20 protein-coding genes are annotated in these 18171 nt (G+C 58.9%); 11 read left to right on the forward strand and 9 right to left on the reverse strand.

Annotated elements, in window-relative coordinates:
• Positions 1–94: 94 nt before the first annotated feature.
• From creC to Q672_RS23545, 5 genes are all read right to left on the reverse strand, one after another.
• Positions 95–1516: a two-component system sensor histidine kinase CreC gene (gene creC / locus Q672_RS23525; protein WP_022984908.1), complete on the reverse strand. Its 1422-nt coding sequence runs from the start codon at positions 1514–1516 to the stop codon at positions 95–97.
• Positions 1513–2178: a two-component system response regulator CreB gene (gene creB / locus Q672_RS23530; RefSeq protein ID WP_022984909.1), complete on the reverse strand. Its 666-nt coding sequence runs from the start codon at positions 2176–2178 to the stop codon at positions 1513–1515. Before creB ends, creC begins: the two co-directional genes overlap by 4 nt.
• A 75-nt stretch (positions 2179–2253) precedes the next feature.
• Positions 2254–2718, reverse strand: a complete 465-nt coding sequence (locus tag Q672_RS23535) for a hypothetical protein (RefSeq protein WP_022984910.1) — start codon at positions 2716–2718, stop codon at positions 2254–2256.
• The gene (locus tag Q672_RS23540) at positions 2718–3719 is read right to left on the reverse strand and encodes a putative solute-binding protein (protein ID WP_031226239.1); all 1002 of its coding nucleotides are present in this window, start codon (positions 3717–3719) and stop codon (positions 2718–2720) included. Before Q672_RS23540 ends, Q672_RS23535 begins: the two co-directional genes overlap by 1 nt.
• Before the next feature lie 100 nt (positions 3720–3819).
• Positions 3820–4263, reverse strand: coding sequence for a GAF domain-containing protein (locus Q672_RS23545; RefSeq protein WP_081703624.1), 444 nt, complete (start codon positions 4261–4263; stop codon positions 3820–3822).
• Positions 4264–4418: 155 nt separating this feature from the next.
• Here Q672_RS23545 and Q672_RS23550 point away from each other — a divergent pair, with 155 nt between their 5' ends.
• The 4 genes from Q672_RS23550 to Q672_RS23565 all read left to right on the forward strand — a co-directional run bounded on the left by Q672_RS23550 (position 4419) and on the right by Q672_RS23565 (position 7746).
• Positions 4419–5036, forward strand: coding sequence for a TetR/AcrR family transcriptional regulator (locus Q672_RS23550; protein ID WP_022984913.1), 618 nt, complete (start codon positions 4419–4421; stop codon positions 5034–5036).
• 211 nt (positions 5037–5247) lie between these two features.
• The gene (locus Q672_RS23555) at positions 5248–6210 is read left to right on the forward strand and encodes an NAD(P)H-dependent flavin oxidoreductase (RefSeq protein ID WP_022984914.1); all 963 of its coding nucleotides are present in this window, start codon (positions 5248–5250) and stop codon (positions 6208–6210) included.
• An 11-nt stretch (positions 6211–6221) separates the two neighbouring features.
• Entirely contained in the window at positions 6222–6605 is a 384-nt protein-coding gene (locus tag Q672_RS23560; protein WP_022984915.1) for a nuclear transport factor 2 family protein, read from the forward strand.
• A 22-nt stretch (positions 6606–6627) separates the two neighbouring features.
• Positions 6628–7746 (forward strand): YheT family hydrolase, encoded by a 1119-nt coding sequence (locus Q672_RS23565; protein WP_022984916.1) that lies wholly within the window; start codon positions 6628–6630, stop codon positions 7744–7746.
• Between the two features lie 6 nt (positions 7747–7752).
• On the opposite strand, the gene Q672_RS23570 is transcribed toward Q672_RS23565, so the two are convergent.
• The 4 genes from Q672_RS23570 to glnK form a co-directional block, all read right to left on the reverse strand.
• Positions 7753–8085: a potassium channel family protein gene (locus Q672_RS23570; protein ID WP_022984917.1), complete on the reverse strand. Its 333-nt coding sequence runs from the start codon at positions 8083–8085 to the stop codon at positions 7753–7755.
• 23 nt (positions 8086–8108) lie between these two features.
• A complete protein-coding gene (locus Q672_RS23575; RefSeq protein ID WP_031226241.1) occupies positions 8109–9311 on the reverse strand; it encodes a class I SAM-dependent rRNA methyltransferase in 1203 nt (400 codons plus the stop codon).
• A gap of 352 nt (positions 9312–9663) precedes the next feature.
• Positions 9664–10923, reverse strand: coding sequence for an ammonium transporter (locus Q672_RS23580; protein ID WP_022984919.1), 1260 nt, complete (start codon positions 10921–10923; stop codon positions 9664–9666).
• Positions 10924–10994: 71 nt separating this feature from the next.
• Positions 10995–11333: a P-II family nitrogen regulator gene (gene glnK, locus Q672_RS23585; protein WP_022984920.1), complete on the reverse strand. Its 339-nt coding sequence runs from the start codon at positions 11331–11333 to the stop codon at positions 10995–10997.
• Between the two features lie 338 nt (positions 11334–11671).
• Here glnK and Q672_RS23590 point away from each other — a divergent pair, with 338 nt between their 5' ends.
• The 7 genes from Q672_RS23590 to Q672_RS23620 all read left to right on the forward strand — a co-directional run bounded on the left by Q672_RS23590 (position 11672) and on the right by Q672_RS23620 (position 18011).
• A complete protein-coding gene (locus Q672_RS23590) occupies positions 11672–11911 on the forward strand; it encodes an accessory factor UbiK family protein (protein WP_022984921.1) in 240 nt (79 codons plus the stop codon).
• Positions 11912–12110: 199 nt separating this feature from the next.
• Positions 12111–12578 carry an aminoacyl-tRNA deacylase gene (locus Q672_RS23595; protein ID WP_022984922.1) on the forward strand — a complete coding sequence of 156 codons (468 nt, stop codon included), beginning with the start codon at positions 12111–12113 and terminating at the stop codon, positions 12576–12578.
• Between the two features lie 176 nt (positions 12579–12754).
• Positions 12755–14203, forward strand: a complete 1449-nt coding sequence (pyk, locus tag Q672_RS23600; RefSeq protein ID WP_022984923.1) for a pyruvate kinase — start codon at positions 12755–12757, stop codon at positions 14201–14203.
• 235 nt (positions 14204–14438) lie between these two features.
• Positions 14439–15380: a DegV family protein gene (locus Q672_RS23605; protein ID WP_022984924.1), complete on the forward strand. Its 942-nt coding sequence runs from the start codon at positions 14439–14441 to the stop codon at positions 15378–15380.
• A 160-nt stretch (positions 15381–15540) separates the two neighbouring features.
• Positions 15541–16482, forward strand: a complete 942-nt coding sequence (locus Q672_RS23610; RefSeq protein ID WP_022984925.1) for a DegV family protein — start codon at positions 15541–15543, stop codon at positions 16480–16482.
• A 143-nt stretch (positions 16483–16625) separates the two neighbouring features.
• Complete coding sequence (locus Q672_RS23615; protein WP_022984926.1) at positions 16626–16844, forward strand: hypothetical protein; 219 nt, start codon at positions 16626–16628, stop codon at positions 16842–16844.
• Between the two features lie 18 nt (positions 16845–16862).
• Positions 16863–18011: a hypothetical protein gene (locus Q672_RS23620; protein ID WP_022984927.1), complete on the forward strand. Its 1149-nt coding sequence runs from the start codon at positions 16863–16865 to the stop codon at positions 18009–18011.
• Positions 18012–18171 lie beyond the last annotated feature (160 nt).

The raw sequence follows: 18171 nt of genomic DNA on the forward strand, positions 1-18171 counted from the left end.
GTCTGAACGGCAGAGTTGAGGGTTATGTGGGGATTGTGTGGGGAAGGCGGCTTAGAACTAAAGGATACACAACCCCCCGACGCAGGGGCGTCGGTTATTCGCTTCGCTCCGACGGGGCAAGTTTCAGGGTGACTGCCACGCCGGCGCCCGTGTTCTCCACGACGAGTTCGCCGCCATGCAGTTGGACAATTTCCTGCACCATGGCCAGGCCAAGCCCGGAACTCTTTTCCTGACCCGGCGCGGGTAGCGAATAGAAACGTTCAGTGACGCGGGAAAGCGCGTAATCCGGAATCACCGGCCCGCGGTTTTCAACGCGGAGCTGATGGCCATCGCCATGTACCCGTATCACGCTATTCGGCTCGGCAAAGCGCAGGGCATTGTCGAGCAGATTGAACAGGGCCAGCTGAAAGGTTTCGGGTTCCACGTTTATCACCTGATCCTCCACCGCCACCGACACCGATTTTTCGGCTAGCAGCGCATATCGGCTGGCCTGCCAGTCGACTACCAGCCTGGCTACCGCCACCGGCGCCCGTTGAGCCGGCAGGCTTTCCAGTTTTTCCAAACGTGCCATGGCCAGCAAGCGGTCCAGCAGATCACTGAGCCGCACGCTTTCATGCACCACATTTTCGGTGAACCGCTGCAGGGACGGGTCGCGCACTTCATCGGCGAGGATTTCACCGGCACCGCGGATGGCCGCCAGCGGACTTTTCATTTCATGGGTCAGCAGAGTGACGTTGTCTTCCAACCGGGCACGATCCTCCAACCGCCGACGCATGGCGGTCACCGATTCTGCCAGCGCCTGAATTTCATCCTTGCCCTTTAACTGCGGGGGCGCGACCCGTTCGCCGCTGGCCACTGCCTCGGCATAATCGCGCAAAAGGTTAACCCGGCGACTCAGCCAGAAAGCCAGCACGCCGCCGAGCAGCAAACACAGCAGCAGTACGCCACCGCCATACAACAACAAAGCGCGCTCCGCGCGATCCACAAACGGCGACAGCGAAAGGCCAGGCTTGCCAAGGCTGATCACACCGATCAGCTGCCCTTCATGACGAATCGGCGCCGCCACATACATGACCGAGGTCGAAGGATCGGCAGGGTCAGTGCGAGTAGTGCGCGCACCGTAGCGCCCCTGCAAGGTCAGATACACATCATTCCAGAGGGAAAAATCCTGCCCTTCATCCCGGCCACGGGAATCGAACAACACGATGCCCTCCGGGCTGGTGATATAGACATGGGTATGAATCGCCACTTTCTTCATGCCCCAGATATCGGCATCCGGGGTACGCCCTGCGTATCGGTTCAGGGCCTCACGTAATTGCGGGGTGACCACCACCACACCGTCTTTGGCTTCCACCGCGACCATTTCTGCCAACAAGTTGGCCGCGTCGACCAGGGTTTCTTCCGCAGACTGCCGCACCAGCGGCTTGACCCGGTCGAATACCAGGTCCAGCACAAACCAACCCAACAACCCCAGGATCAAAAAATAAAACAGCAGAATCCGCTGGCCGAGTTTCACGCTGACTCCAGGTAGTACCCCAGGCCCCGCCGGGTGGCCAGCAGGCTATCCGCCTGCAAGGGCCGAAGCTTGGCACGCAGTGTCTTGATATGGGTATCGACACTGCGTTCAAAACTGTCCTCGTCGCTATCACAGATATCCAGCAACTGTGCGCGGCTGAAGACCTGGCCAGGGTGACGTAGCAGGGCCGCCAAAATCAAAAATTCGGAACGGGTTAGCGATAACGGCTCGCCCTTGCAGAGAACACGGGCACCGGCTTCATCCAGTTGCCAGAGTGGTACGGCTGAGCGGGACCCGTTGCCCCCCTGACGCTTGAGAATGGCACGCACCCGTGCCACCACTTCACGGGGACTGAATGGCTTGGTGACGTAATCATCGCCGCCCAGCTCCAACCCGAGAATACGGTCTACCTCATCCTGGCGAGCCGTCAGGAACAGCACCGGAACCTCATTACTCTGGCGCAGCCGCTTGAGCACCTCAAAACCATTGATATCCGGCAAGCCCACATCCAGGATCACCAGGTCCACATTGTCACGGGCCAGACATGCCAGCGCCGCCTCGCCCAAGGCCACATGCGCCACCGAGAAATGCTCACGCTCCAACGCATAGATCAAGGGTTCGGCGATACGGGGTTCATCATCAACAATCAATATTCGGGTCACGGGCGCACATCCTGGTCGGTCACATCGGCATGATAGCAGGGAGCCTTTGAAAAACGCCCTCCCCCTGTGGCGCTATCACTCCCGCGTCACCACGTTCATTGCGAAAATGCGCTGTACATCATCATGCTGCTCCACGACCAGGGGGATCTGGTTGTCTCGCTTCAGGGTACTCCGGAACAGCGCATAGCGTTCCTGTTGCTCAAGCGTGACTTCCCATCGCTGCCGGCCACTTTCCTGGCTCACCTGTTTCACGACCGGCCGGGAAAATTCAAACGCATGCTCTGTCGAAAACAACCATAACGCCCGCTGCTGCTGCAAGAATTCATCCCGACTCAGAGACACCGTAACGGGATCTTCATCCGCCATCAGCAGGGTTACCTCAACACTCAGCTTTTCAGACAGCACCGCCTCCAGTTTGGCGCTGCTCTGCTGCCGCAATGCATTTTCATATTGCACGATCAGAGACCCAGGCCCATCGGCATACACACTGCCAGAGAGGCTGCATAAAACCAGAATCCACCCTCGTATTTTTCTTTTCATCACCAGGGACTCCCGTTGCCGCATTCCGCACGGACGGGGTCCACCTTGCAGCGCACCTTTTTCATCCATGTCATCATTGCCGTGTCATAGACGCCCGCGTCTATCAGGAACAGCCGCGCGTCATTCATCATCTCGACATAGCGTTCCTGGTCCTTGTCCGGTGGCGGGTAGAAGAACAGCAGCTCATCCTCTGCTGCACGCACGACCTCCATGGCCTGCTCAAACTGGTCTGCAAAGTAGCGACGCGAACGCGCCATGAATTCGTCAGAAAAACGCTCATGGCGCAGCACCAACTGTAGAGTGAGCTGTACTGTGGCCATCTTCACGACCATGCCTTTCACCCCCACCCCGCGATACAGCTCCAACGGGCGATAGGCCACCGCAGGGGCAGCGATCACATCCACCACCCCGTTATTGAATTTCGAGGAAAAGTTGCTGATATCCGACAGCTCCGGCCTCACACCGATGCGCTCGGCCATCAGGGATTGAGCCCGGTCATTATCAAACACTGCCATGGTGTGGCCGGCCATCTTCTCCACACTGTTGATGGTGCGATCGTTGATGAAGAGATAGGCCGCACCCAGCGGAAGGATGCCCGCGGTTTCATAGGCGCCATGGCGCAGGCTTGCCGCCAGCTTTGGGTGTGCCAGCAGTTCGATCAGCGCCTGCAGCGCCACGTAGGAATCCAGCCCACCGATGGCATCGACACTGCCGGAGAAGGGCACAAACTGGCGAGCACGGATGCCCGTCATCATCAACCCATCGCAAAAGCCGGCCTTGAAATCCTCGGCCGCAACGCGCTCATCGGTGAAAACCCGGAGAGTGATTGGCGTGCCCCAGCGGGCAGCGGCGATGCGGTAATCCTGCATCTGCTCCCATAGCTCACCCTGGGCGCCAATCAGACTGAAAACACACAGGGTATTGGCGGATGCGCGCGACGTTACCGCGCACAGCATCATGGCTATCGCCAGCAGCAAGGCAAGACGTTTTATTATTATCATGGTTGTCCCTTTCAAGCAGTGTCTTCAAGCAGAAGCGGTCTGCCAGAAAGGAGACAAACCGGACCCATGCATCCTACTCTACCGGGGTACGCCTGCAACACTAACCGGCTTGCCGGGCTCCGAGCTTAAGGGCGTCCAGCAAATCCCGCCCGGCACTGTGCAGCTCACGGATGTCCTTGAGGAAAAAAGTTTTCTTCGCTTCGGTCTGCACCACCAGCACGCCATAGAGAATGCTGTCATATTCGAGCGGGATGCCCAGATAGCTCTGGAAGTGCTCTTCATCAGAACCGGGGATGTGATAGTAATCCGCATGGTTGCGAATCTCGCGAGCCACCACCGGGCTGCGGGAGCGCGCCACCTTGCCGGTCAAACCCTGCCGCCAGGAAAGCACCGCGCCCAGCGCCTTCTGGTTCAAGCCGCTGGTCGCCACGATCTCCAGCGTCTCGTTAACAATATCGGCCTGATAGAGGCTGCATACCTGCACATTCAGCCGATTCTTGACCGCGTCGACGCGGGCCTGCATGAAATCCGGGGGTAAAGGCACGTTGATTCCTGTATTTGGGGAAAGCCTGGTGCTTTTGTCGTAGTGAGGACATTCAAGTTTCATGCCCACCCGCCGAATGAGCCCGCGCAACAGGCCATCGGCAGCCGAGCCAAGCTTGGTTTACACTGTACGCCTGTTTGTCCGGAGCACCCAGCGTGGCCAAGAAAGCAAAGACCGACGCCGAAATCGCCGCCTTTCGCGAATCGGTTTGTGACGCGGCAACCCGCCTGTTTATTGAGCGCGGGCCTCAGAACGTGACCATGCGGCAGATTGCCAGTGAGCTGGGCGTCAGCCCGATGACCCCCTATCGCTATTTTAAGGACAAGGACGAAATCCTGGCCGCCGTGAGGGCGGCGGCCTTCAACCGTTTCTCGGAAGGCCTGGAGGCCGCCGTGGCCAATGCCCCGGATGCTCGCAGCATGGGCCGTTCGGTAGGGGATGCCTACGTGGACTTTGCCACTCGCTATCCCGCCGCCTACCAACTGATCTTCACGCTGAACCAGCCCAATGAAGAGCGCTACCCGGAACTGCGGGCCGCCAACGCCCGCGCCCAGGAAAACATGGTCGATTATGTCCGCCGCATGATCGCCGCCGGCCTGCTGGAAGGCGATGCCCAGCTGATCGGCTACATGTTCTGGGCCACGCTGCACGGCATTGTGGTACTGGACCTGGGCAGCGGCCTGCGCGGCATGAATGGGCACACCCTGCGCGAAAAGATCATGCGCACTCTTTATACGGGCATGAAAGTTCATCCTCCTCGTCTCGACGACTAGGGGGCGGGCCCCTCCTTGCCTGTTCCAGCTTCCGGCTGACTCACCCTCCCCCCTGGATATTGAAACCCTCCTTGTGACCCTGGCTGCACGCCTCACATCGCCGCGCAGACAAACGGGACTTGACCGCACAAAAATATACGGTGTAAATTTTACTGGTATTCCATTATGCCCCGCCTGTATACCCGGGGCCTTTTTTTGAGAGGACCTCCGCATGTCATTGCCAGAATCCATTCGCTCTCGTCTCCGCGTACCGGTGATGGGCTCCCCCCTGTTCATCATTTCCAACCCGGATCTGGTGCTGGCCCAGTGCAAAGCCGGAATCATCGGCTCTTTCCCGTCGCTGAACGCCCGCCCGCTGTCCCAGCTGGATGAGTGGCTGCACCGCATTACTGAAGAGCTGGCGGCCTGGGATCGCGACCACCCGGATCAACCGTCCGCCCCGTTCGCCGTCAACCAGATTGTGCATCGCTCCAACGACCGTCTCGAAAAAGACCTGGAGTTGTGCGCCAAGTACAAGGTGCCCATGGTGATCACTTCCCTGGGCGCCCGCGAAGAAGTCAACCAGGCGGTCCACGGCTGGGGCGGCATCGTCATGCACGATGTGATTAACAACCGCTTTGGCCGCAAGGCCATTGAGAAAGGCGCCGATGGCCTGATCGCCGTGGCTGCAGGTGCCGGTGGTCACGCAGGCACCCAGTCACCCTTCGCGCTGATCCAGGAACTGCGCGAGTGGTTCGACGGCCCGCTGGCCCTGTCCGGTTCCATCGCCAACGGCCGCGCCGTTCTTGCCGCCCAGGCCATGGGCGCGGATCTGGCCTACATCGGCTCCATGTTCATTGCCACCGAAGAAGCCAACGCAGACCAGGCCTACAAGCAGATGATCGTGGACAGCAGCGCCGAAGATATCGTCTACAGCAACCTGTTCACCGGAGTGCACGGCAACTACCTGGCCCCGTCCATCATCAATGCTGGCATGGACCCAACCAACCTGCCGGAAAGTGACCCGTCTGCCATGAACTTCGGATCCGGTGGCAACAGCGACAAAAAGGCATGGAAAGATATCTGGGGCTGCGGCCAGGGTATCGGCGCGGTGGAAACCATCGGCAGTGCCGGCGACGCCGTTGCCCGCCTTGCCGAAGAATACGCCCAGGCCAAGCAGGCTCTGTTGGGCTAACCGGAGGCAATATGAACGGATTAAGCGCCTGGCATGCCGTGGTCAAAAGCAAAAGCAGTGACCAGCTTCAACAGCTGGTCGCCGACGACGCCGTGTTCCATTCTCCGCTGGTGCATACCCCCCAGGCAGGCAAACCTCTCACGGTTGCCTACCTGACGGCAGCCATGCATGTACTGGCTAACGACAGTTTCCACTACGTGCGGGAAGTGAGTGAGGGGCCGCATTCCATTCTGGAATTCGCCCTTGAGCTGGAGGGTATCGCCGTGAACGGTGTCGACATGATCACCTGGAACGACGAGGGAAAAATCATCGATTTCAAAGTGATGATTCGTCCCTACAAGGCCATCGAAACGGTACGCACGCGTATGGCCGCGATGCTGGAAGCACTGAAATAACATCGTCGGAGGTGAGGGGCACATGGGGCTGTTTATCACCATGCTGCTGGTCGCAGTGACCGTCGGCTATTACCAGACCCGGGTTGCCCTGCCTCCCCGATTGATCTACCAGGATAACGAGGCCAACCGCCAATCGGTGGCCTCAATACCCGCTCTGACACAACGTTATTCGCCCACCCCCTGGCTGGCAAACACGCACCTGCAACTGATTTTCCTTGGGCTGAAAAAAGCCTTTGGGCGCCGCCTTCAGTACGACAGCCACGATATCCTGACCATGGCCGATGGCGGCACTACCGCTCTCTACTGGCTCGGCGAGAGTTTGCCCGAACAGACGCCCACTCTGCTGGTTCTGCATACTATTACAGGCTCTCCTCACAGCATGCGGGGACTGGTTCGTGACCTTCAGTTGCGCACCGGCTGGCGCGTGGTGGTATGCACCCGACGTGGCCATGCAGAACTGCCGCTGACGGCCCCCCGCATCAACACCCTCGGCGACACCGCAGATCTACGCGAGCAACTTGCCGTTATCACGCAGCGCTACCCGCATTCGCCATTGTACGCGGTGGGCATTTCTGCCGGCTCCGGTTTGTTGGTGCGCTATCTGGGAGAGGAAGGCCACAACACTCCCATTCAGGGAGCCATGGCCTACTGCCCGGGCTACAACGTAGAAGTGGCGTTTCTTCGCTCGCGCCCCCCCTACAACCGCATGATGGCCCGCAAGCTCGCTCGCACCTTTGTTACGCCCTACGCCGACCAGTTTTCCACCAAGCCCGGTTATCAGCAGTGCGCACAAGCAAACGACTTGCAGAGTTTTCACGAGCATATTCATGCTCTGGCAGGCTACCCCAGCCAGAGCGCGTACCTGGAGGCCTGCAACCCGGTGGGTGTAATGAAGAGCATCGTCACTCCGATGCTGATTCTGAACGCCGAAGATGATCCCGTCTGCGTCATCGAGAATGCCGACGAACACATTCCACTGATCAGGCAGCTTCCCCATGCCATTCTGGCGATAACACGGCGCGGCAGTCATTGTGCTTATTTTTCTGGCTGGCTCCCTCGCAGCTGGGCCAATGCCGTCATGGCGGATTATTTCATGCACCTGAACCAACAACGTCAGGCAACCGCACCGCTCAACCACTGACCCGTTTTAAAGCGGTCTGGCGCCCGGCATATAATGATGAAAAGCCTCGGTGGCTGCCGCCACCGTGACCGCCACAAATACGCCGGTGAACATAATCCCGAGCGTTGCCACCAGCAGTGCCAGCAACTTGCTCTTGCGGCAGGAAGGGCGTAAGTCGCCATATCCCACCGTCAACGCAGTAATAAAGGACCAGTAAAACGCATCGAAACGGCTCCAGCCTTCCATGCGTCCAACCCATTGTCCCAGCAACGTGATAATCAGAAAAAAAGATAATAAAAGAGGATAACCCAAGCCCATGGCGCTAAAAAAAAGCTCAAGAAAAATCAGGGTAAATTCCATTTATCCGCCCTTCCCAGTTGCTATCAGTACGAAAAATTCACCCGACATATCCAGCTCTTGAGATACGCTGTTTCCGCAATCGCCGGGTGCACCGGGTGGTCTGGCCCCTGGCCTTCATAGCCAATAATCTGAATGCTGCGATCAATATGGCGAGCACTTGAATGGATCACATCCAGCAGGCGGCTGGCAGGCATATGCATGGAGCACGATGCCGACACCAGATAGCCTCCCGGTTTTACCAACCGCATGGCCAACTCGTTAATCGCGTGGTAACCGGCCAACCCGTTCTTGAAATCCTTTTTGCGCTTCACAAACGCCGGCGGGTCAAGAATGACCAGATCGTATTTTTCGCCGTCGGCAATCAATTGTTTCATGGCAGCAAAGGCATCGCCCTGAATGGAACCCACCTTGTCGCCAACCCCATTTAACTCCGCATTGCGGTGAACATACTCAATGGCGGCCTCTGAGGCATCCACACAAGTAACCGACTCTGCACCGGCAAGCGCGGCCTGTACCCCCCAACCACCACAGTAGGAGAACACGTCCAGTACACGGGCACCTTTGGCCAACGGCGCCACTTTCTGACGTGCCGCGCGGTGGTCATAAAACCAGCCTGTCTTTTGTCCTTCCGCCAGTGGCGCAGTAAAGTGCGCCCCGTTTTCCGTCAGGGACACGTTATCCAGCAACTCTCCTTTCAGCGCCTTGGTGTAGCGGTCCATCCCTTCAATTTCTCGGGCAGCCGCTTCGTTCTTGGCAATGATATGAGAGGGACTCAATACCGCATCCAGTGCACTGACGATAACGTCCAGGTGCGCCTCCATGGCGCCAGACCCTGTTTGCACCACCAGCACATCGTTGAAACGATCCACCACCAGCCCGGGCAACCCATCAGCCTCACCATAGATCAACCGGTAGCAGGGGTCGCTGAACAACGTCTCGCGCAGCACCAGCGCCTGCTCGATGCGCTTCTTGAAAAAGCTGCGGGAAAGTTCCTGCTTCACATCACGACTGTAGACCCGGGCGGCAATCAACGAATGAGGGCTGAGCAGCGCTCGCCCCAGCGGCTTGCCGCGACTGTCTTCCACCACGCAGGCTGCGCCGGCGGGCAACTCTTTCAAGGGTGTCTGGCGGGTGTCGATCTCGTTGGCATAGATCCACAAGTGGCCGGCCTTGAGACGGCGTTCTTCGTTTTTACGCAGGCGGATAACAGGGGTGGCTTCAGTCATGGTGTCAACAAACGGCTGGCGGGAAGGACGCATGATAGCACAGGGGCGAGGATGTCTGGTGGTGGGAGCGGCGCCTCCACCGCGCAACAGCCCGGATGACGGGAATCGCGGGTGAACGACCGCTGCCACCATTATGGGTACACCCGTGTGAGAGTGCTTGCACGCGACATGCCTTGTCAGCGCCGAGAGAGGCTTCATTTGCAAGCAAACTCCCACACCAGGACTGACAGTCCCCTCCGCCCAATTCCGGGCCTGCCAACTTTCCCGCTACTCCGCGATAAACAAAAAAGCCCCGGCCAGATGGCCGGGGCTTTCATGTTGCGTGACGCGTGTTGCTTGTTGCGTCCGGTACTTAACCCTTCACGAATTCCGGGTAGGCTTCCATACCGCAGTCTGCGATATCCATGCCTTCGTACTCTTCCTCTTCGCTGACACGGATGCCCATGACCGCTTTCAGGATGCCCCACACGACCAGGCTGGCAACGAATACCCAGATGAAGATGGTAGCGGCACCGATCAGCTGACCAGAGAAGCTCACATCACCGTTGGTTACCGGTACCAGCATCAGGCCCAGGAAACCCACCACACCGTGTACGGAGATTGCACCTACCGGATCGTCGATCTTCAGCTTGTCCAGAGTCAGGATGCTGAAGACTACCAGCACACCACCCAGGGCACCGAACAGAGTCGCTTGCAGCGCGCTCGGGGTAGACGGCTCGGCAGTGATCGCAACCAGACCGGCCAGAGCACCGTTCAGCAGCATGGTCAGGTCAGCCTTGCCGAACAGGATGCGGGCAACGATCAGGGCGGCGATAGCACCACCGGCAGCAGCGGTGTTGGTGTTCAGGAATACCATGGCCACAGAGTGTGCGTTGGCAGCATCACCCAGCTTCAGTACAGAACCACCGTTGAAGCCGAACCAGCCCATCCACAGGATGAAGGTACCCAGAGCGGCCAGCGGCAGGTTGGAACCCGGAATCGCGTGAACTTCACCGTTCGGGCCGTACTTGCCTTTACGAGCGCCCAGCAGCAGAACACCGGCCAGGGCAGCAGCAGCACCCGCCATGTGAACGATGCCGGAACCCGCGAAGTCAGAGAAGCCCAGGTCGCCCAGGTTGTACATGCCGAAGACTTCAGCACCACCCCAGGTCCAGGAACCTTCCAGCGGGTAGATCACGCCAGTCATGACAACAGCGAAGATCAGGAAAGCCCACAGCTTCATGCGCTCTGCTACCGCACCAGACACGATGGACATGGCAGTCGCCACGAACACGACCTGGAAGAAGAAGTCAGAAGCACCAGAGTAAACGGAGTCACCGTCGAAGCCGTTCTCAGCAGAAGCGCTCAGCACCCCAGCCAGATCGAAGTCGGCGATGCCGCTCAGGAAGATGTCACCGCCGTACATGATGGCGTAACCGCACACCAGGTACATGATGCAGCTAATGGCAAACAGCGCCACGTTCTTGGTGAGAATTTCGGTGGTGTTCTTGGCACGCACCAGACCGGCTTCCAGCATGGCAAAGCCGGCAGCCATCCACATTACCAATGCGCCACACACCAGAAAATAAAAGGTGTCCATGGCGTACTGAAGTTCAAAGATTTGATTTTCCACAATGCAACCCTCCGGAAATGGAAGCGTGTTTTTCAAGCCCTGGCATGGGTCGGTTCAAAACACGGTAAAACTTAAATCGCGTCCTCACCGGTTTCACCGGTACGGATACGAATGGCCTGCTCAAGGGAGGTAACGAAGATCTTGCCGTCACCAATCTTGCCGGTATTAGCGGCTTTGGAAATGGCCTCGATCACCTGGTCCAGGCTGGACTCGGCAATCGCCACTTCGATTTTTACCTTGGGCAGAAAATCCACCACATATTCGGCACCCCGATACAACTCGGTGTGACCCTTCTGACGTCCAAAGCCTTTCACCTCGGTAACGGTGATGCCCTGCACGCCGATCTCGGAGAGTGCTTCACGCACGTCATCCAGTTTGAACGGCTTAATTACGGCAGTAACCAGTTTCATTTCATTCTCCTCAGCTTTCACCGCGTCCGGTGACGTCCGTTTCACTTTGAGCCCCGTTATGGTTCCCGATCCACAGTATGCTCGAACGCTCTGACCCAATTAGTGCACGACCCATGCCAGTTTTTGAAAATCATGCAAATTCAGGGGGTTAACCTGTGTCCCTGGCGTTGCCGCCGGGGAAAACGCGCCATTATAGCGCACCACATTGGGGCAGGCTCCGGTTTGGTGCAGCACGGTTCCGGGCGGCACTGTCGGTGCCCCAATCGCACACACCGTGCTACCATCGCCGACACATTACAAGCCGTGCCTGCCCTGACAGGACAATGCCGGAGTTCCCCATGCCTGACCAGCCTTTCATTGACCGCCTGATGGCCGATATCAGCCGCCGCCTGCCTACCGATCTGGGGGGGCTGCGCAGTGAAGTGGAGCGCAACATTCGCAGCGTGCTGGCCGAGACCGTCAGCCGTCTGGACCTGATTACCCGGGAAGAGTTCGACATTCAGCAACAAGTGCTGCTGCGCACCCGCGAAAAACTGGAAGCGCTGGAGAAACAGGTCGCCGAGCTGGAAAAGCCCTGATGCCCCCCGGGGGTGCAGTCGTGCTCCCACTTTGCTTTATTCCCTTGCGCTATTTTCGTTAGCGCAGAACTGTATTTCCCCTGTTGCAACTTGCTGCCTAAGCTGAAAAGACAACCCCCCTTTCTGGAGCCGGCAAGGCTCGCCAACCGCGTGCCCGGCGGCTCCCCGGTCCCGAATACCCTTTCGGGAGGAGGTGCACATGCCTGCGCGCAATCTGGAAGAGTATCTCGACAACAACGGCGTCTATTACCACTGCTATAACCACCCCCCGGCCGTGACGGCCTCGGAAGTGGCCCAGTCTGCCCATATTCCCGGGCGCCATATGGCCAAAACGGTGATCATGGATGTGGATGGCGATCTGATCATGACAGTGCTGCCTGCCAATCAATACCTGGACCCGGAAAAACTGCGTCAGGCCCTGAACGCCGACAGCGTAAGACTGGCCAACGAAGCCGAATTCAAGGACCGCTTCCCGCTCTGCGAAACCGGCGGCGAACCGCCCTTCGGCAATCTCTATGGCATGCCGGTCTATGTGGATGACACCCTGATGAGTGAAGACTGGATTGCCTTTAACGCCGGCACCCACACCGAAGTGATCAAGATGGGCATGGGCGACTTCCTGCGCCTGAGCGAAGCCCGCACCTGCTCCTTTGCCATGCTGCACTGATTCCAGCAGCCCCTTTCCCCGCCCTCCCCGGGCGGGCTTTCTTTTATGGCTTCTCCCGCGTTCCACAGCAGGAATGTGCGAAGCCACTGCAGGAGCCTTGCCCGCAAGGCCCCCGCTGTCACCGATCCATCGCATAGCCATGTTATGCTGCAGAAAAACCGCTAATGGATAGCTGAATGACCCGTCGCACCAAAATCGTGGCCACTGTTGGCCCCGCCTCCTCCTCCGAGGCCATGCTCGATAACCTGATTGCCACCGGCGTGAATGTTTTCCGCCTGAATTTTTCCCACGGCAGCGCCGACACCCACCGCGAAACCGCCAGCACCATTCGCCGCTGCGCGGAAAAGAGACAGGAGCATGTCGCCATCCTTGCGGACCTGCAGGGGCCCAAGATCCGCATCGGCAAATTCCGCGACGGCCCCATTCAGCTCAAAACCGGGCAGGCGTTTGCTCTGGACACCGGGCTGGATGACAGTGCCGGCGACGCGCACCAGGTCGGTGTCAGTTACCCTCCCCTTCCCCACGATTGTCAGCCCGGCGATGTATTACTGCTGAACGATGGCCTGCTGGAACTGGAAGTGACCGGGATCGAGGGTACCCGGGTCAGCTGCAAGGTACTGGTCGGCGGCGAACTGTCCGACCACAAGGGCGTTAACCGCAAAGGGGGTGGCCTCAGCGCCCGCGCCCTGACCGAGAAAGACCTGGCCGACATCATTACCGCGGCCGAGATGGAAGTGGATTATCTGGCGCTCTCCTTTCCCCGGGATGCCCGCGATGTGGAAGAAGCCCGCAAGCACTACCGCAACGCCGGTGGTCAGGGCGGCATTGTTGCCAAAATCGAGCGAGCCGAAGCGGTAGCCGACGACGACACCCTGGATGCCATCATCGAGGCCTCCGACGGGGTCATGGTGGCCCGCGGTGATCTGGCCGTGGAGATTGGCGACGCCGAACTGGTCGGCGTACAGAAACACATTATCCGCCGTGCCCGTGCGCTCAATCGCTTCGTGATCACTGCCACCCAGATGATGGAATCCATGATCCACAGCCCACAACCCACCCGTGCGGAAGTGTCCGATGTGGCCAATGCCGTGCTCGACGGCACCGATGCGGTGATGCTGTCTGCCGAAACGGCCGTGGGGGATTATCCCAAAGAAACCGTGCAGGCCATGGATCGCATTATCCGCGGGGCGGAACGGACCTGGCAGGAACGACGCAATGATCACCCCGCGCACAACAGCGCCGACAATATCGACGAGGTGATTGCCATGGCCGCCATGCAAGCGGCCAACCGACTCAGCAACGTGACCGCCATCATCGCCATGACCGAAACCGGCAACACACCGCGGCTGATGTCCCGACTGCGCTCCGGCATTCCCATCTTTGCCTTTACGCCTTACCCCGCGACCCAGCGCCGGGTCGCAATCCTGCGCGGGGTGCGCGCAGTCCCGTTCGACAGTACCTCCATGCCCAGTGACACCGTCAACCGGCAGGCCGTCGCCATACTGGAAAACCTTGGCGTGGTAAAAACCGGTGACCGGGTGCTGATCACCAAAGGCAATTACGCCGACGCCCATGGCGGCACCAACACCCTCAAAATTGTGGAGGTGGGCGGCAACATCCAGTAACCGCCAGTTTTGACTTCTTGCCTTGCAGGCAATCACAGGGCGTCGCACGACGCCCCTGATTTTTATAGACCCTCCGAATCACTCCTTAACATTCCTACACCATTCCCATACGCAACAAGACGCCAGTAACAGCACGCCCGTTCTAGACTCAAGGTGAATCTGACAGGACACGGAGCTGCACTCGGGAGAGCCACCCGCGGCTTCCCTCCCACTGTGCAAAGCAGGGCGTATAACAATGAAAATCGGTCTGGTTGTGGATTCGGGCTGCGATTTGCCCAAAGACTACCTTGATGCCAATAACATTCTGGTCTTGCCGGTACCCATTCGGATCGGCAAGGAAATTTATGTAGATGACCGCGACCCGCAGCGAGCCCGCGACTTTTATACCCGCCACGAGGTCGATAAAAATCACGATGCCGAAACCGCACCACCCAGCGTCGAGCAGATCCGCACCCTGTTGTTAAAAGAGGCTGTTGGCAACTTCGATTATGCGCTGGTGCAAACCGTACCCAAAAGCCGTAGCCCCATTTTCGACAACGCCACCGAAGCGGCTCATGCCATCCTCGGCGATTACCGCCAGTACCGCGAAGCAGCGGGCCGGGAAGGGCCTTTTCGGATTCGTGTCAGTGACAGCCAGACCCTGTTCGCCGGTCAGGGCGTGCTGGCGGCCGAAACCATGCGGCTGATCAACAGCGGCATGAAAGTGGGCGATATCCGCCAGCGCATCAGTAATCTAACCCCGTGCACGACCGGCTATGCGGTAGTGCCAGACCTCTACTACGTGCACAAGCGAGCGCGCAAGAAAGGCGACAAGAGTGTCGGCTTCGTTGGTGCCCTGATGGGCTCCGCTCTGGATATCAAACCCATCCTGTGTGCCCGTCAGGACCAGACCTTTCCGGTCGCAAAAGTACGTGGCTTTGATGCAGCGGTGAACAAGATGTTCCAGCATGCCCGTGCCTGTGTTGAAAACGGACTGCTCACTCCCATTGTCTGTGTGAGTTATGCCGGCGACCCCGAAGCCGTGTACCAGATGCCAGGGTTTGATGCCCTCAAAGCCGCCACTGAACAACATGCCGTCGAGCTGTTGGTAAGTCATATGGGGCTTACCGGTGGAGTCAACATCGGCCCCGGCGCCATCAGCGTTGGTTTTATCAGCGAGCAGGAACCGTTGCAGTAGTCATCGCAGTTCCATCCCCCCGAATACGCCGCCGGTCAGGCGGCCCCGCTATTCTGTGATCCCGTTCTTGGTACGATGTGCTCGCGCAGCCGACAACAGCCGACCAAAACAATAACAACGGCACCGGTCGCGCATCGTTTCGCTACAACGGGAGAGCACAATGAAAATCGGATTGGTGGTAGACGCGACCTGCGATCTGCCCGCCCCTTATATTAAAGAGCATCACATCCAGGTTTTGCCCATTACCTTACGCATTGGTGATGAGCATGTGGTCGACGACCGCAACCCGGACACCCGCCAGGCCTTCTATGCCGATAACCGCCTGGACAAGGGCCATGATGCGGAGTCAGTGCCACTGGATGTGGACGCTTTTCGGGAATTTTTTCTTGAACGGATCGTCACCCACTACGACTACGCACTGGTGCAAACCCTGCCAGACAGCCGCAGCCCCATGTTCCAGAATGCCACCCGCGCATCCCATGCCATTTTGCAGGACTACAAGGCCGTGCGCAGTCAGGCTGGCGCGGAAGGCCCCTTTGCCCTGCGCGTCACCGACAGCGGCACCCTGTTCTGTGGCCAGGGCGTTCTGGCTGCCGCCACCATGAACCTGATCCGCACCGGCATGCGCATCAGCGAGATCCAGAACCGCATCAGCGAACTGGTCCCGCTTGCAACCGGTTATGCCGTCGTTGATGATCTTTTCTACGTTCAGAAACGGGCCCGCAAGAAAGGCGACAAAAGCGTCAGTTGGATCGGCGCCAAGCTTGGCAGTGCCCTGGATATCAAGCCCATCCTCTGTGCCCGCAATGGTGATTCCTTTCCCGTGGCCAAGGTGCGCGGCTACGACGCAGCCATTCTGAAGATGTTTAACCACGTGCAGCACTGTATTCGCCAGGGCCTGGAAGAGCCGGTGATTTGCGTCAGCTACGCGGGTGACCAGAATCACATTCCCCACTTGCCCGGCTTTAGCGAACTGGCTGCCTGCGCCACAGAACACGGCGTGCAATTGCTCACCACCGGCATGAGCCTCACCGGTGGGGTCAACCTGGGCCCAGGTGCTGTCAATGTCGGCTTTATCAGCACCCAGCCCGACGTCAGCTGACCCTCCCTGGAGGCCGCGCCCGCTTTCTTGAGCGCCAGCGCGGCCCGGCTTTTCGGCAATGGCAACCTCCGGGGATGCTGGCATAGTAACGGCCCCGATTTTCTGCCCCCGCCCACCGGCGCGGGCAGCCCCAAGGAGGAAGCATGTCTGATTCCATCAGTACCTTGAAAGCCAAGGGCCTGCCCGCCGAGGCACTGGCCTTTATCGAGTCCCTGCCCGCCGACCAGGCGGAGCAACTGGCCGCCAGCGTTCTGGCTGCCCTGCAAACCAAAGATGCCCGCGTGGAAAAGGCCATGAACAATGCCCTGAACGTGGTGCCCGGGCCGTTCCGACGCCCAGTGAAAAAAATGCTGTTCGGTTAAGCCCTGGAGAAACGTCTCATGCATATTGAAACCCGGGCAGAACTGCTCAAACTCAGCCGCCTTCTGGAAAGTGACGAAGGCTCCCTCGATTTCCTCGACGGTCAGGATCTTGACCAGCTGGCTCGCTTCCGAAACACCGTTTCCAGCTTTTTCTATGCCCAACACCAGGATAGCTATCAGCGCCTGGCCGGCATCAGCAAACTGGTGCCCACCGGTGCCAGCGCCAAGCTTGCTACCACCGTGCTGGGGTCTGTCCTGGCCGCAGGCATCGCCTCCGAGCTGCCCGCCGACCGCGCAATCAAACTGGCGGACAAGCTGCCCGATGACTTCCTGGCCAAGCTCTGCATCCACCTGGAACCGTCACAGTCCCGCAGTCTGCTTGCAGCCATGCCTGACAAAATTGTGGCGCGGGTCGCGCAAACCCTGCTGACCATGGGCGAACACATCACGCTCGCGCGCTTCGTGGCAGTGATTCAACCGTCCGCCCTGCAAACCATTACCGCCACCGTCAACGACGGCGAAGCCATGGTAATGATTGCCCTGTATCTGGAAGACAAGAGCAAACTGGATACCCTGCTCGGGCTGCTCAGTGAAGCGCAGCAACGGGCTACTCTGCAGGCCGCCACCGATCAGGCGTTATGGCCCGCTGTCCTGTCGCTGAATGAGCATCTGAACACCGAGTTGCGTGGCCGCATGGGTAACATGGTCGCGGAACAGGGCGAAACCGTGCTCAATCACATTCTCGATGTGGCCCGCGAGCAATCGCTGTGGACCAACCTGTTGCAGGCAGTCCATGCCATGGACAACCAGCATCAACAAGCGGTGGTCAATCTGGCCAAACTGAAAGAAGCAGCGGTCATGGAAAGCCTGGTAAGCACCGTTGCCAGTGAAGGCAGCTGGGACGAGTTTCTTACCCTGATCCCGTTGCTGGACCAGGCCCATCTGACCCCGGCGCTGGATGTACTGGTCGAGCATCAGCCAGCGGCGCTGGCCAACGCCCTGGAACACGCCCATGACAGCCATTTGCTGGGTTTCTTCGGGCATCTGCCGGACAGTGATATAGCTCGCATGGCACAGGCGATTCAGGGCCACGCCGCCAGTCAGTGGCAGGCATTTGCCGAGCGCAACAGCGATGCCCATGAAATCGAGGCCCTAAGGAACCTCTGAATAACGCCTTGCATGCTCAGCGTGTCCTGAAGCGCAGATCGGCTGATCTGCGCACGACCACCAAGGTCCGAGCCACCACTCCCGCCACATAGATACACGGCAGTAACGCCGCACTGTCTGGGCGGGAGCGGAAACTTAAGGAGCCTCTGAATAACTCCTT

Source organism: Alcanivorax sp. P2S70 (assembly GCF_000475295.1).
Taxonomy (GTDB): domain Bacteria; phylum Pseudomonadota; class Gammaproteobacteria; order Pseudomonadales; family Alcanivoracaceae; genus Alcanivorax; species Alcanivorax profundi.

What these genes read in the sequence shown, in the direction of transcription:
- Q672_RS23540 (WP_031226239.1), bottom strand. Translation starts at nt 3,719, where the DNA reads ATGATAATAATAAAACGTCTTGCCTTGCTGCTGGCGATAGCCATGATG.
- Q672_RS23615 (WP_022984926.1), top strand. Translation starts at nt 16,626, where the DNA reads ATGTCTGATTCCATCAGTACCTTGAAAGCCAAGGGCCTGCCCGCCGAG.
- Q672_RS23535 (WP_022984910.1), bottom strand. Translation starts at nt 2,718, where the DNA reads ATGAAAAGAAAAATACGAGGGTGGATTCTGGTTTTATGCAGCCTCTCT.
- Q672_RS23560 (WP_022984915.1), top strand. Translation starts at nt 6,222, where the DNA reads ATGAACGGATTAAGCGCCTGGCATGCCGTGGTCAAAAGCAAAAGCAGT.
- Q672_RS23565 (WP_022984916.1), top strand. Translation starts at nt 6,628, where the DNA reads ATGGGGCTGTTTATCACCATGCTGCTGGTCGCAGTGACCGTCGGCTAT.
- Q672_RS23595 (WP_022984922.1), top strand. Translation starts at nt 12,111, where the DNA reads ATGCCTGCGCGCAATCTGGAAGAGTATCTCGACAACAACGGCGTCTAT.
- glnK (WP_022984920.1), bottom strand. Translation starts at nt 11,333, where the DNA reads ATGAAACTGGTTACTGCCGTAATTAAGCCGTTCAAACTGGATGACGTG.
- Q672_RS23590 (WP_022984921.1), top strand. Translation starts at nt 11,672, where the DNA reads ATGCCTGACCAGCCTTTCATTGACCGCCTGATGGCCGATATCAGCCGC.
- Q672_RS23555 (WP_022984914.1), top strand. Translation starts at nt 5,248, where the DNA reads ATGTCATTGCCAGAATCCATTCGCTCTCGTCTCCGCGTACCGGTGATG.
- Q672_RS23620 (WP_022984927.1), top strand. Translation starts at nt 16,863, where the DNA reads ATGCATATTGAAACCCGGGCAGAACTGCTCAAACTCAGCCGCCTTCTG.
- Q672_RS23605 (WP_022984924.1), top strand. Translation starts at nt 14,439, where the DNA reads ATGAAAATCGGTCTGGTTGTGGATTCGGGCTGCGATTTGCCCAAAGAC.
- Q672_RS23570 (WP_022984917.1), bottom strand. Translation starts at nt 8,085, where the DNA reads ATGGAATTTACCCTGATTTTTCTTGAGCTTTTTTTTAGCGCCATGGGC.
- Q672_RS23575 (WP_031226241.1), bottom strand. Translation starts at nt 9,311, where the DNA reads ATGACTGAAGCCACCCCTGTTATCCGCCTGCGTAAAAACGAAGAACGC.
- Q672_RS23610 (WP_022984925.1), top strand. Translation starts at nt 15,541, where the DNA reads ATGAAAATCGGATTGGTGGTAGACGCGACCTGCGATCTGCCCGCCCCT.
- pyk (WP_022984923.1), top strand. Translation starts at nt 12,755, where the DNA reads ATGACCCGTCGCACCAAAATCGTGGCCACTGTTGGCCCCGCCTCCTCC.